Annotated in this window: 7 protein-coding genes and 1 pseudogene; 1 reads left to right on the forward strand and 7 read right to left on the reverse strand. The window is 60.9% G+C overall.

All coding sequences use genetic code 11. The annotated features are described in order from the left end of the window. Positions 1 to 4: 4 nt before the first annotated feature. The 5 genes from IB266_RS21515 to IB266_RS21535 form a co-directional block, all read right to left on the reverse strand. Positions 5 to 3,499 (reverse strand): Tc toxin subunit A, encoded by a 3,495-nt coding sequence (locus IB266_RS21515; RefSeq protein ID WP_192262343.1) that lies wholly within the window; start codon positions 3,497 to 3,499, stop codon positions 5 to 7. Beyond that, positions 3,492 to 7,814 (reverse strand): SpvB/TcaC N-terminal domain-containing protein, encoded by a 4,323-nt coding sequence (locus tag IB266_RS21520; RefSeq protein WP_192262344.1) that lies wholly within the window; start codon positions 7,812 to 7,814, stop codon positions 3,492 to 3,494. Before IB266_RS21520 ends, IB266_RS21515 begins: the two co-directional genes overlap by 8 nt. 357 nt (positions 7,815 to 8,171) lie before the next feature. Next, positions 8,172 to 9,287 (reverse strand): Gfo/Idh/MocA family protein, encoded by a 1,116-nt coding sequence (locus IB266_RS21525; protein ID WP_192262345.1) that lies wholly within the window; start codon positions 9,285 to 9,287, stop codon positions 8,172 to 8,174. A 233-nt stretch (positions 9,288 to 9,520) separates the two neighbouring features. Continuing rightward, on the reverse strand, positions 9,521 to 10,288 hold the full coding sequence (locus IB266_RS21530) for an SDR family oxidoreductase (protein WP_003180553.1): 768 nt from the start codon (positions 10,286 to 10,288) through the stop codon (positions 9,521 to 9,523). Positions 10,289 to 10,311: 23 nt separating this feature from the next. Further along, entirely contained in the window at positions 10,312 to 11,379 is a 1,068-nt protein-coding gene (locus IB266_RS21535) for a phosphotransferase family protein (RefSeq protein ID WP_192262346.1), read from the reverse strand. A 195-nt stretch (positions 11,380 to 11,574) separates the two neighbouring features. On the opposite strand from IB266_RS21535, the gene IB266_RS21540 reads away from it, so the two are divergent. Then, the gene (locus tag IB266_RS21540) at positions 11,575 to 11,970 is read left to right on the forward strand and encodes a DUF4280 domain-containing protein (protein WP_092204865.1); all 396 of its coding nucleotides are present in this window, start codon (positions 11,575 to 11,577) and stop codon (positions 11,968 to 11,970) included. Positions 11,971 to 12,142: 172 nt separating this feature from the next. On the opposite strand, the gene IB266_RS31235 is transcribed toward IB266_RS21540, so the two are convergent. After that, a complete protein-coding gene (locus IB266_RS31235) occupies positions 12,143 to 13,060 on the reverse strand; it encodes a methyl-accepting chemotaxis protein (RefSeq protein WP_412548319.1) in 918 nt (305 codons plus the stop codon). A gap of 3 nt (positions 13,061 to 13,063) precedes the next feature. Next, positions 13,064 to 14,170: pseudogene (locus tag IB266_RS31240) on the reverse strand (FIST signal transduction protein); the annotation flags it as partial. Positions 14,171 to 14,183: the final 13 nt, after the last annotated feature.

Genomic DNA, 14,183 nt, shown 5'->3' on the forward strand with positions numbered 1-14,183 from the left:
CTGATCAGCGACTTGCAGCCATCATGGCTTCGCCCAAAGGGAGCCAACTGGTGCTGCTACTGTAGGAACTCACCCCCGCGCACAGCAGTACGGAGGCGGCACCAAGCCCCGTGGTCTGGCACACCTGTTGGCAGCGGTACACCCACTCCATCTGAAGCCACTGGGTCGCACGACCATCCGGCAAGGTATCGCATAAGGTTTTCACTTCGCCGGGCTGCCAGCCCAGTAGTTGGGCCAACGCTGTGTTGGCTGAATCGTTGATTGTCGCCGGTCGATCTTTGGCTTTCTGAGCCTTGCCGGGAGAGTTTGCGAGGGCTAGATAAGCAAGCCACTCGGCTTCCGATTTGCCCAGGGTGTCGAGCAAGAGGCCGTAGCGTTCAAGGTAGTAGAGGCTGGCGAGAGTGAGGTGCGATGCGTTGTCCGCAAGGCCCAGCCAGGCCGGTTCACGGAGGAATGTTCGCAACGTGCGTTCACTGATGCCCAGGTGCCGTGCGACGACGACACGGCGCAGTAGAGACTGAAAACGCTCGGTCAGGCTGGTGCTCAGGCCCTGGCTCGGCATTTCGAGCACCGCGGACAGCAAGCCATGAGTCGTGTCATTGCCCCATCGGATAACACTCTCCGCCAGGGCCATGGGCAAGCCCAGGGTATCTTGCAGCAGGCCTTCAAGCAGCTGCAATTGTCGTGCGTAGCCATTGACCAGGCACTCGCCGAGCTTCGCCTGAATGCTTGTCTTGACGTCATTTGATAAATGCAGAGGCTGGAGTACTTGCGCCAGAGTACGGTCGATCATCTGGGCCGTTGTGTCCTCCAAAGTCTCTGGGTAGGGATAGCCACCGGTCACCAGCCCCTGATCGTCGAGCAATCGGGTTCTGAGTAAGGCGCGCCAGGCGATGTCCGCGTTCTGGTCGTCTTTTACCGGAAGGCTCAACCGATCCAGCTCCGATGGGCTGACGAGCGCTGGCGTCAACTCGGCCGCCAATCGATTCAAACGTTCCGACAACGTTTGTAGCGGGAGAAACTCATACGGGTCTCGGCCCAGCAGGCGCCGCACATCACCGACCTTGCGTTTAGTGTCCCTGAGCCAGGTAACAGCCCAGTCCATGTGCATCAATATATCGGCGATATCCGGCGCGCCGCCGCCCAAGCGGAACCGGCCCGTGGCGATATTCTTCCGATAGGCCTCGCCCCCCAGCAAATCCAGCAAGGCACAGTAATCCTCAATCGACAGATCGAACATCCGCGCGATACGGGCCTGGCGGTAAAGGGAGGAGACGGTCTCCAACGAACGCGTCAAAGGACCGACATGGGCAATCGTGATATTCGCCAGTTGCAGCAGAGAACCTTCAGTCAATTGAACGCCAAGGCCGGCGCAGAGCTGATAGGCGGTTTTCTGATCGGCGGGGTCTGCGCTGGTAAGATCGAATGCTTGCTGGTCCAGTACGAACGGCGTATCGAACAGGCTCGGGCTGTTGAATACCTGGTCGAACAGTGGGGTCCGTTCTCCCGTGGCGTAGGGGGATAGGTGATGGAAAAACGCCGCGAACTCTTCAGCGGTGATCTGATAGTGGCTGCTGAAATAGCGAAATAGGCCCAGAACACGCATGACATCGCCATTGAGCGCCATTTCCAGGTTGTTTTCACCGCAGCCGCGAATGGCACTGACCACCAGGGTATCCAGTTCGGCGAAGGGGATGTTCATCCAGAGTTGCAGGCGAATCATGCGTTGCAGGCGGTCGAAACGGTTCAGCGACGTCTTGGTGATGGACCATTCGCTGCGCCCGTCCTCAAAGGTTTCCTTGAGCCCCATGGAGTTATCGAACCTGTCGAAGTCCGGGTTTTCGGCGGACGCATCGAACCTGTCGGAGCCCACGCCATTCACATAACAGGCCCCGTAATGTGACGCGTGCGGATAGGGAGGATTGAACTGCCCGCCGTTTACCAAAGGGTTGAGGGACGGGCAATTGGCCGATAGCCGAGGACGCTGGCTGCGCTGGGAAAGTAGGGCCTCGACCTGCTCGGCATTCAAACCGGTTCTGGCCATGAACGTGGTCAGGTTCGACAGGGGCGCCGTGTTCTGCGTCATCACTTCCATGCCGTAGTAGGTACGAAAGAATTCCTGCTCTGGCCCGGTCAACACGTAAGCTTCATCGAGTGCCAGGGTGAAGCGCTGTTTTTCAAGAAGTTGGGTACTGCTATCAACACCTAACGTCGCCACGAGCATATCGAAGGTCACTTGATAACCGGGACTTACTTGCAGCGAGGCACCTGCATTATCAGCCGGTAGATATTGAATATGCGTGCATGCTGGTTGACCCTTGGCCGGGGAGTAACGGTTGATCGCATAATTTGTATTTTCTGTGACCCGGCGAACGCCAAAGCTCAATACGATGTCTTTGTCGGCCCCGCCAGATTTGCTGAAAGCAAGCGTCACCTGAGTGCTCATGGACCCTCCCGAAGTCGCAATTTCATGCGCTTCGGGTTCTGCACGCTTGATCACCTCTTGCTGGGGCAACAGGTAACTGGTCGAGCGGGCTTCAAATAGATTCAGGTTGGAAATGCTTGGTCCCTGCCAGCCTTCGACCAGTTGCGAGTGCGAAATGTAAAAAGTGCTGAACGGCGTAGATCGAGTCAACGCGCCATATTGCTCGACGCTCAGCCCAGCTAACAGCTGTTGCGCGACCGTGGGGTGTTGCTGCCCTCGGCCGTAATTGTTGCCGCCCGTGACGGGCAGTTGTGGACTGATTAAATAGTTGATCTCACCCAGCATCAGTTTTTTCTGGGACAACCCCAACTGGCACTGGTGATGAGCATGGGTGTACGGAAAACTGAAGGGGTAATACTTCGCGGCAAACAAACGGTGAAGCGGCGTCCCTGCGGAAGGCGTACCGGACAGATAACGCTCGATCCCCTGACTCAGGACCGTGTTGGCAATATCCAGCATCGGCAGGGGCTTGAAGGTCGCTTGCTGGTCGATCAACAAGGTCTTGATATCGGGCCGGCGAACATCCAAACGAATCTTCTTCGACGCGTCGCCCGTGTTCTCCTCCTCCAATGACGTCGTTGCCAGGCGATAGAGGGCACTCAGGTAAGCCACCGGAGAATCCACCGCCGCCAGTGCACCGACTTTGCAGAACTCGTCCCAACGCTCCTTGAACAAGTTGGGATAGCTGGGGCCGATATCCACCAGGGCGCGAACCCCTGTGCGTTTGGACGCGGGACGAGCGCTGTCGGAAGTCACCTGTTTTTCGCGGTACAAACGGGCAATTTGTACCGCGTAGCACAAGGCATTGTCATAGGCCAGTTCGCCATCGGCATCACTGAACTTGGCCAGGCGTTGGCAAAAAAGTCCCTTGGGTTGCCGGACGATATCAAACACCGATTGGATATCGAGGCGTTCCATCGCCGTGACGAAATCGACTTTCTCTTCCTTCGTCCCATCCGCAGGTGCCTCGGCGGCCTCAACGAGATGGCTCAATAACGGATTGGACTCACTCATCGCTCAGCTCTCTGTCGAACAAGGTGTCATTCTCGTCTTCGCCAATCCCATACCAACCTAGATACCGCTGCCGCCGCCAATACCCCATGGCCGTGACCGTCAAGGTCGGTCTACCCAGCGGGTCATAGAACTGCTGGTCGCAATGGCCGAATCGGCGAAACGATTCATCGTTGATGTAGCGATAGCCGTCGGCGAAATACGGTCGGTAGATGCGCACCGCCAGACCTTTGTTGTTGTACTCGACCCGTTCGCTGACCCGCCACCGCTCGGCGGCCGGCGCGCTCACCGGTTGGTCGTCGTCCAGCACCAGGCTGCCGTCCTCCGCGATCTGATAGGCCGTACCTGGCTCGACCTTCTGTTTGCTCTGTAGACTCCGGCCAAAGCCATCCCAGCACTGCACGGCGATACGGATCTTGCGTTCGGGATTGTCCGGCGGTTGCGGATAGCGGTCGGCTTGCAAGACGGCGGCGTGTACCGGCTCACGGCGCTGCACCCAACTGAAGGCATCGCGAAAACAGGCGCTGGCCGCGCCTTGCAGGGCGGCGTCGGGGTCGGCAATGGCTGCGGTCGGCAAACGGATAATCGGCTGGTACTCGTCTATTGGGTCGAAACCGACCTCGATGCCGCGCTCGGTGCCATGGAAGCTGCTGGCCGACAGCTCGCCAAAACCGTCATAGCGGGCCTCCTGAATGTTCTGGTTCGGATCGACGATGCGCCGGGGTAGCAGGAACCGGTAGTCGACTTCGGCCACGCGGGTGGTGCACCCGTCAGCCGTGGTGACGCTGAGTGGCAGGCAGTAATAGGGATCGAAAACAATGTCCGTCGGCCCCTGGCTTTCAGTGGGCCGGGCGCTGATCGGTCGGTAGAACCCCTCCGGTCCGGCATAGGTCATGAACCCCTTGCGCGTCGACCACAACACCCGGTCCGGTTCCGCCGGCAACACGGCGGCCATGGGGCGATAACCGAGCCCGGGGAGTTTGTCCGCCAGCTCCTCGGGGCTGAGCACTGACGCATACGACTGTAGTGCCGTCTCATCCAGCTCGGCGGATTCAAGGTAGTCGGCCAAGGCCTCGAAGCTGGCCTGTCCCGCCGGCAAGGTCTGGCCGGCGTGTTGATAGCGCTGTTCGGACAAGTGGGCCAGCCCTCGCTGGAATTCTCCTCCGGGCGGGGCATTGAGACGGTCGAACAGCGCCTCATGGGAAATGTCTTGCGGCCGCAGCACCGTCTTCGACAGCACCAACACGTTGTTCCGGGACAGGTAGGGCAAGCCCAGGCGAACGGCTTGCTGATCGTCCAGGTGAATGAACTGGGCGCGGTGTTCATTCAGGTAGTAGAAACGCTGCGCGTCATCGTGGGCGGCACGCCACCAGGTTTGTTCATGGGCGTCGTCGAACGGTGGCGTGTCGTCGATAGTTTTGCGTCGGGCATAGTCGACCGTCACTTCGTGGGTGAGCGCGCCATAACGATCCCAGGCCAGGTTGATGTGGTGCTGGCACAGCGGGTCGTCCGGCTGGCGCTCGTAGGTGTAGACGATGGACTCCAGTTCCAGCGGTTGCATCCGACAGTACGGCTGGTAGTCGTCCCGCCCTTGCCACAGGCGTACGGCATAGCGCGATTGCTGCACCGAATAGGGCCGGGCCTGCAACGGGTCGGCGGCGTCTAGGCCGAATACCTCGACCCGCAGCAACACGCCGGCCAGGGCGTAGGCCATGTCGTGGCGGGTTTCGTCATTGGCGTTGCCGATGATCTCGTCCGGTGCGTCACCTTGGGGTGCCAGTAGCAAGGCCAGGCCCAGGGGCTGGGCCGCGCTGTCCGAACGGTCATAGTCCAGCCCCGGGAGGTCGGGCGTGCGCCCGGTATGGAACCAGCTTTTGCGCAGCACCGGCGCGGTAAAGCCGACCGGGCGCTGTTCGTCGCCGGTGGTTTCGCTGTCGATTTGCAGCACCAGGCCAAAGCCGCGGAATTCGCGTTCCTGCCCGTCGTAAAAACCCTGTCGGTATTCAAAGCACTGGGTCAACTGATTGCCGGTGATTTCATCCAGTTGGATCTGCCGGACGGACACGGGCATCGGAAACGGTACATAGCTGGCGACTGCCAGGTTCGCCGCCAGCAGTGCCTGTTTTTCATCGAGCCATTCCTGGGCTGAGCTGCGGTAGAACACTTCGCCTGCCGCGCCCATATTGTTGTTCGTGCGGTGCAGCAGATAGGGCTTGGCCTGGACAAAGTCGCAGCGCCAGTGCCGGGGCTTCATGTGCGGTACGGTCAGCACCAGGCTGGAACAGCCGAGGCCTTGCAAATCGGCGGCGCTGACCTGGCACAGACGGTCATAACGCACGCCCGGGGGCCAGGGCAGGATCCGTGGGGTGGTCTCGAACCCCATGCCGGTGCGGTTCATGAAGATTTCGACGTGTTCGCTGGTGAGGTAGATCAGGTCAGCGGCGCCGGAACCGTCCAGATCGGCAAGCAGTACCCGCGAGGCATCGAAGGACTTGTAGGTGTAAGGCAGGTTCCCGAGCCGGAAGCCTGGGTCGAAACGACCGTGGCCGCGGTTGGGCCAGCAGACGATTTCGTTGTGGCGAATGCGCACCAGATGCTGTTGGCCCGTGCCCAACACATCACTGAACGCCACCAATTCGGTCTGCGCCTGGCTCAACAGGGGCAGGCGATCGTCGGGGGCCGTTTCGACGAAATGCGCGACGTCCTTGCCCGCCGCGAAGCCTTCATTTCGACGATTGGCGTACAACCGCACACTGCGTGGGCCGATCAAGGCCAGGTCGGACAATCCACCGCCCATCAGGTCGGCCAGTTGGCTTTGTGGATGGAAGAACTCCACGGGGAAGGCACCAAAGGTGACGAACTTCGACCAGTGGCGATCCGGGTTGAGGGTGAAAAAGCCACTCACGCCGGGTTGCGCCATGATCCAATCCAGCCGGCCATCACCGGTGAGGTCCATCAACGACTGGCGCACCGGTTTGCGGCTGTCCATGACCGGGATGGCGTCCAAGCGTTTCCACGCGTCGTAGCTCACCTCATCCGGTGCTTGGGGCGCCTGGGCGCGCAGCGGCTCGCGGTAGTACCAAGCCTTGTCGCTGCGATAGAGCACACCGGGAATACCCTCGCCATACAGGTCGACCAATTGGTATTGCTGGCCGTCGTTGAGGCCAGGCATGGCATCGAATTCCTGGTACCCGGCATCTTCGGTGGAAAACGCCGCGTAGCTGAACGCCACCGGTGGGCGCGACTCGATGTGCCCTTGTTCGTCGTAGCCTTGTTGATGCGCGGCAGACAGCAGGTTATAGCCCAGTTCGGTGGTGTGGTACTCCAGCAGCAAGCGTTGCACCAGCCGTGGTTCGCTGCCCAGTTCAGCGAAATGGTGGAACATCAACACTTGCCGGCACAGACGCAGGTTGCCCAGCAGGAAACCATAGCCGTAGGTGGCGAAAGCATCGCTGCGTACCGGCCACGTATCCGTTGGTTCGTAGGCGGGGATGTCCGTCAACCCGGTGTCGCGTTCGCCATAATCGAAGATCAGGTCGAAGTGCCACTGGGCTCGTTCGAGTTGGGGCGGCGCCCAATGATAAAGGTGCGCGTTCGCTTCGGCATTGCCATAGCGCACACGGCTCAGGTAACACTGGGCGCGAAAGTCCCGCGGCGTATCGGCGGGCATGCCCGCATGATCTTCGCCCGCGTATTCATAGAGAATGTGTTCGCCATGGGCGTTCAGGCTTTCTTCCAGCAGCCACTCGCCGACACGCAGGGCGTCTTCGAGGTCGGTGCTGCGTGACGAAGCGTTGAAACCATACAGATGCAGGCTGCCATCGGCCCCGTGAATCAACCAGAACCCTGGGTAGTCATCCGCTGACCGCCAGTGTTCGATACGTTCGAAAGCACCCTCGATACGCGGAAAATAACGCGCGACCTGATAGACCGTGCCCAGGTCCAGACCTTGATACGTGTCGACAGGCCGGCGAATGATCTCGGCGTCATCATCGCGCTCTGGCATCCACACCGTGCCGTCGGGGCCCAACATGACATCGTCGTCGGTGTAGGCCGGTACTCCCTTGCTGATCCGCCGTGCGACGCAGCCCAGCGACAGCACCCAGCCGATTCCGAACAGGCTGTTGCCCACGCTGCTGCCGTAACCGAGCCGCAGGGCAGGGGCGAAACCGCGTCCTGGAGAAATCGGCAGCGGCAAGTCGAAGGACGCCTTGCCGGTGGAACCCACTTCGCCCCAGCCGCTGCCGATGCTCTGGATGGCTCCGCCGCCTTTTGGCAACGAAGGAGGGGTGATGCTCAAGCGTTCCGGTTGATCCATCGCCAGGCTCTGTGCGGGTGTGCAGGGAGCTAATTTGGCGCGAATCTGAGGGGGTATCTACTGTCAGAGCTGACAGTTCTCTAGTCGTTAATGAAATAAGAAAATGGTGGGAGGGGGCATATCTCACCACAGACTTACTCTCTACCCTTGGGGAACATGCTTTTGTGGCGAGGGAGCTTGCTCCCGCTGGGTTGCGGTAGGAGCTGCCGAAGGCTGCGATCTTTTGATCTTTTGCTTGAGATTCAAGTGTCTTGGGAAAGATCGCAGCCTCGTTTCACTCGACAGCTCCTACACAGCTCCTACACAGCCAGCGGGAGCAAGCTCCCTCGCCACAAAAGTGTTCACTGAGGTGAGCGGTTACAGCTCGCTGACCTTGACCCAGCGCTGCTCCCGCGCCGCCATCCGAATCGCTGCCGCCAGCCGTTCCACTTCCCAGGCCTCGTCGAAGTCCGTGCCGCTGCCGCCTTCGCCAGCGAGGGCCATGATCAGTTCCTGCACCTCCAACGTCTTCAATTCGTTGTACCCCAACTGGTGCCCGGCGGCGGGGCTGAATGCGGCATAGCCGGGCAGGTCCGGGCCGGCCAGCAGGCGTTGGAAACCTGGCTGGCCGGCGCGACACAGGCGCAGTTCATTGAGCCGTTCCTGATCGAAGGCCAATGTGCCGAGGGTGCCGCTGATCTCGAAACTCAGATGATTCTTGTAGCCATGCTTGAGCCAACTGCTGCTCACCGTGCCCCGGGCGCCATTGGCGAAGCGCAGCAGCCCGTGGACGTGGTCGTCCACCGCGATGGCCCGTTGTTCGGCATTGCCGGCGCTGGCAGGGCGTTGGTGATGCACGGTCTGGCTGTCGGCGCACACGGCCTCGACATCGCCCAACAAGTGCCGGGCCATGGCCAGCAAGTGGCTGCCCAGGTCGGCCAGTGCGCCACCGGCGTGGCTCGCTTCGCAACGCCATGACCACGGCGAAGCGGGATCGGCCATGAAGTCTTCGCTGAACTCACCCTGGAAGCTGATGATCTGCCCCAGTTCGCCGCGTTGGATCATGTCCCGCGCCAGTTGGATGATCGGGTTGTGCTGGTAGTTGTAGCCGACCCGCGTCACCACCCCAGCGGCCTTGGCCGCCTGGCGCATCTGCTCGGCCTGCTCCAGGGAAACCGCCAGGGGCTTTTCACAATAGACCGGCTTGCCCGCCGCCAACGCCGCCATGGCCATGGGGAAGTGCAGGTGGTTGGGGGTGGTGATGGCGATCAGGTTGACCTTGGGGTCGTCGATCAGCTGTTGCCAGTCACTGTGGGCCGTCTCGAACCCCCAGCTTTGGGCGCACTGCCGGGCACGCTGCGGATCGGCGTCGGCCAGGGCCGCGAGTGTCAGGTTCAGGGGGAGGTCGAACACCGCCTTGGCATTGTGGAACGCCAAGGCATGGGCACGGCCCATGAAGCCGGTGCCAATCAGACCGATGCCGAGTTCACGCATGAGAAAGAGCCCTTTGAATTGTTATTTTCAGAAGGGCTCTTTATGGAATAAATATTCTCAAATTGCAAATGTTGGAATAAATATTCATTTACGCGATCGCAGAGGACCCCTTGTGGGAGCGAGCTTGCTCGCGATGGCGGCGTGTCAGTGAAAAAGATCTTGGCTGACACACCGCCATCGCGAGCAAGTTCGCTCCCACAGGGTTTCTCACAGGTCTTCCATGGCGCTCGCTATCAGGACAGGAACCCACCATCCACATTCAACGCCACACCCGTGGTGTAGCTCGATGCATCGCTGGCCAGGTACAGCACCGCGCCGGCCATTTCGCTCGGGTCGGCCACGCGCTTGAGGGGGATCTGGGCCAGGGCGGTTTTCAGGATGGCGTCGTTCTTGACCAGCGCCGAGGCGAACTTGGTGTCGGTCAGGCCCGGCAGCAGGGCGTTGCAGCGGATGCCGAACTGCGCGCATTCCTTGGCGAAGACCTTGGTCATGTTGATCACCGCGGCCTTGGTCACCGAATAGATGCCCTGGAAGATCCCCGGCGAGATGCCGTTGATCGACGCCACGTTGATGATGCTGCCGCCGCCGTTTTCGCGCATCAGCTTGCCGGCTTCCACCGACATGAAGAAATAGCCGCGGATGTTCACGTCCACGGTTTTCTGGAACGCACCCAGGTCGGTGTCCAGGACGTTGCAGAATTGCGGGTTGGTGGCGGCGTTGTTCACCAGGATGTCCAGGCGCCCGAACTGTTCGCGGATACCGGCGAACACCTGGCTGATCTGCTCCATTTCCCCGATGTGGCAGGCGATGGCGGTGGCCTTGCCGCCGGCGGCGATGATCGCGTCGGCCACGTGTTGGCAACCGTCGAGCTTGCGGCTGGACACGATCACATGGGCGCCTTGCTGGGCCAGCAGTTTGGCGATGGCTTCGCCGATGCCGCGGCTGGCGCCGGAAACGAAGGCGATTTTACCGTCGAGGTCGAACAACTGGGTCTTGGACATGCTGTTTCCTTGTGATGGGGCGCTCAGAGCGTGGATTTACCGATGACCTGCAGGCTCATCTGCTCCAGCAGTTTGTTCATCTGAACGAACTGCGCGAAGCGTTTGTCCTGGGTCTGGCCGTGGAAGAAGCGGTAGTAGATCTGCTGGACGATCCCGGCCAGGCGGAACAGGCCGTAGGTGTAGTAGAAGTCGAAGTTGTCGATGCGGATCCCGGCGCGCTCGGCGTAGTAATCGACGAATTCGCGGCGGGTCAGCATGCCGGGGGCGTGGCTCGGCTGGCGGCGCATCAGTTGCACCGGCGCCGGGTCGTCCGCCTCGATCCAGTAGGCGAGGCTGTTGCCCAGGTCCATCAATGGATCGCCGATCGTGGTCAATTCCCAGTCCAGCACACCGATGATCTGCATCGGGTTCTCTGGGTCGAGGATGACATTGTCGAAGCGGTAGTCGTTGTGGACGATGCTCGACGTCGGATGGTCAGCGGGCATCTTGTCGTTGAGCCAGGCCTTGACTGCCTCCCATTTCGGCGCATCGGGGGTCAGGGCTTTTTCGTAGCGGTCGCTCCAGCCACGGATCTGCCGGGCCACGTAGCCTTCGGGCTTGCCCAGGTCGGCCAGGCCGCAAGCGGTGTAGTCGACGCGGTGCAGTTCGACGAGCCGGTCGATGAAGCTCTTGCACAACGCTTCGGTGCGGGCGGCGTCGAAACCCAGCTCCGGCGGCAGGTCGGAGCGCAGGATGATGCCCTTGACCCGTTCCATCACGTAGAACTCGGCGCCCATCACCGACTCGTCAGTGCAATGCACATAGGCTTTGGGGCAGTACGGGAACGCTTCGCGCAGTTGGTTGAGGATGCGGAACTCACGGCCCATGTCGTGGGCGGACTTGGCCTTGTGGCCGAACGGCGGCCGACGCAGGACGAATTCCTGGTCGGGGTATTCCAGCAGGTAGGTCAGGTTCGACGCGCCACCGGGAAACTGGCTGATCCGTGGCAGGCCGGTCAGGCCGGGAATGTGGGCCTTGAGGTACGGGTCGATCAGGTTGGCATCGAGTTCTTCACCGTCGCGCACGCGGGTGGACTGATCAGTAAACGCCATGCTTATCCCTTCTGCTTATTTTGGAGGCCATCGATCATTGGCTAATCTAATGGCGCGTGGGAGGCGTCACAAGCACGCCAGGGTCTTATAGGTTAGCGTGTTGCCGGATAATCAGCGGGCTTGATGCATGGCGGCGTGCGCGTCGGAAGCGGGCGGGCTATGGTTCGGGGAGTCGCTGTCAAAGGAGCCACCGCGATGGGATGCCCGCAAGTCTGTAGCACCGCGACCCTGCAATGCAGCTTCGGCGCAGCCCCGGCGGTGCTCAATGTGCTGCCGGTCAATCGCTTGCTGACCGGCGGGATGCCGGCGGCGAACATCATGGATCACATCCCGCTGGTGAACATCACCACCTTCGGCATGTGCATGAGCCTGGCGAACCCCACCGTGGCCGCCGCCACCGCGGCGGCCCTGGGCGTGCTGACTCCCATGCCCTGCATCCCGGCCACTGCGGCGCCATGGATCCCCGGCGGCGCACCGACCCTGTTGCTGGGCAACATGCCGGCCATCGACGCCAACAGCACCTTGATGTGCTCCTGGGCCGGGGTGATCAAGATCGTCGTGCCGGGGCAGGTGCAGATGTTGATTCCCTGACGGCGACGCCTGTGAACAACCACTAATTCCCTGTGGGAGCGAGCTTGCTCGCGATAGCGGTAGATCAGTTTGCGGTGATTGACTGTTCCGACGTCATCGCGAGCAAGCTCGCTCCCACAAGGGGAAGTGTGCTGATCGCTCAATCTCGATCCATCACCGGGACGACTCGGCCTCAAGCATTGGCGTGGGTCAGCCCGGTCAAGGTGTCGGCGATGGCCTTCGTGCGTTGTGCCGTGCCTTCGGTGGTACGGCTGGAGTCTTCCAGGGCATCGAGCATCTCCCGCAGGGCGCTCACGGCAACGGACTGGTCTTCGATCTGTTGGGCGACGCCTTGGATCTCCGTCGAGAGCAGGCCGATGTCCATGCCGATTTCCGCGGCATTCTGGCGGGTGATTTCCGCAAGCTTGCGGACCTCATCGGCCACCACCGCAAAGCCTCTGCCCATCTCACCGGCCCGCGCTGCTTCGATGGCGGCGTTGAGGGCCAACAGGTTGGTCTGGCCGGCGATTTGCTGGATGACCTGTACGATCGACTGGATACGCAAGCTCGAGCTGGCGAGCGCACGGGCACCGACCACCGCTTCACCCGCTTGCGTGGCAAGCTGCTCGACGGTGGTGCCGGCCTGCTCGGCGACGCTGTTTTGCCGGTCGATCGTGCCCGTCAGGTCATCCATCGACAGGTGCAGTTCGCCGGAGTAATGCTTGATTTGCGTCGCCATCGACGCTTGTTGTTGGCTGGCCTGCGCCAATACCTGGCCCAGGTCCGTCAGGCCGTCGAACACCGGCAGGATCGTCTGGTCCAGGCCGCGAGTGTCCAAGGCGCTGCTGAAGTCATTCATCTTGAACGCCATGATCTGCTTGACCACGACATGATTCAGGCCCGCCAGCTTCTTGATCTGGCGGCGCAGGAAAAAGGCCTTGAACTCGCCATAGTGGGTGATGAAGTGATCGACGTACTCATCGACAAAACCGGCGCCCTTGGTGACCCTGAAGAAGAAAATCGCCGTGAGTGTCTGGTTAAGGTTCAAACCGAGGATTTCACCAAACGTCGAGAAGCCGGCCAGAGGCACGTCCCCGAAAATACCGGCCATGCTGCCCAGGTCGCTGCTGTTGTTGAGCCGGCGCAGGATGCAATCGTTGAGAATGGCGGCCACCGGCCGGCCACCTTTGCCCTTGAGAAATTTCTCGTAGTCGAGCCGGGTCGCCTCGCGCAGGGGCGTGCGCTTGACCATCACCAGCTCTTCGCCGGGCGCCACGTCGCAGAACAACTGGATGATCTGCTGCTGATGGTCGATGCGGGCAATGGAACGGACGAACAGCTCATCACCCACGCGGATGGCGAATGAATAATCGGCCAGCTTCTTTTCCAGCGCCTGGGCACTGCACTCGAAGGCCTCGCACAGCGCCTGGACCATGCTCTTGATATTTCCACGGCTGTCGATGACTTGGTCGATGGTGCGGTCTTCGACCGACGCGGTGAGCACGCTGAACGTCAGCCCGGCAGGTTGGAAGTTCTGGCTCTTGAACACTCCGAAGCGCACATCCGCCGCGGTTTTCAGAAAGACAATCTGCGCATGGTTCTGGTAACTGCGCTGCCCATCACTGATCAGGGTCTTCTTGAAATCCGCCTTGCCACCGGCTGAGCCGCCAACGAACAGGCAGGGGAAACGGCCTGATTCATAGAGCGCTTCCATAAAGAACGATTCGGAAGCCGAAAGACCATCAAACACCACGTAGGCCAAGGTATCGCGATGGTCAATGGGCGTACTCACCTGCGCCTGCTTGATGTTATTCACCAATCGGGCGATTCGCTCACGCATGGCCAGGCGCTTGCCGCCACCGCGAATGTCCTCGCACTCCAGCGGCACCATCACCACCTCGGCCGACGCAATCACACTGGCGTCAAACAGCTGCAGCACCACCCGGTCCCAGGTCTCGCCGGTCTGGCAGTACAGCGTGTTCGCACCGTTGCACAGCTCACCGGACGTCGTGCACAGGCTGATGGCGCTTTGTGGAAAGCGCTGCTTGACCTTGGCGGCGACCCGGTCGATGTCCAGGTGAGGGGAGACAAACCCGGCGATCAATACCGGTGTGATGCGTACGTTGGCCAGCGCCGGGTCCAGTTCGCTCAACGTGCAGGCCAGGCTGACCGCCCCTTGTGTGCGGGCTCGGGCTTTGTTGAAGAGGTTCGATAGGTTCATGGCGGGACTCGGT

This window comes from Pseudomonas sp. Pdm06 (assembly GCF_014851795.1).
GTDB lineage: Bacteria > Pseudomonadota > Gammaproteobacteria > Pseudomonadales > Pseudomonadaceae > Aquipseudomonas > Aquipseudomonas fluorescens_AA.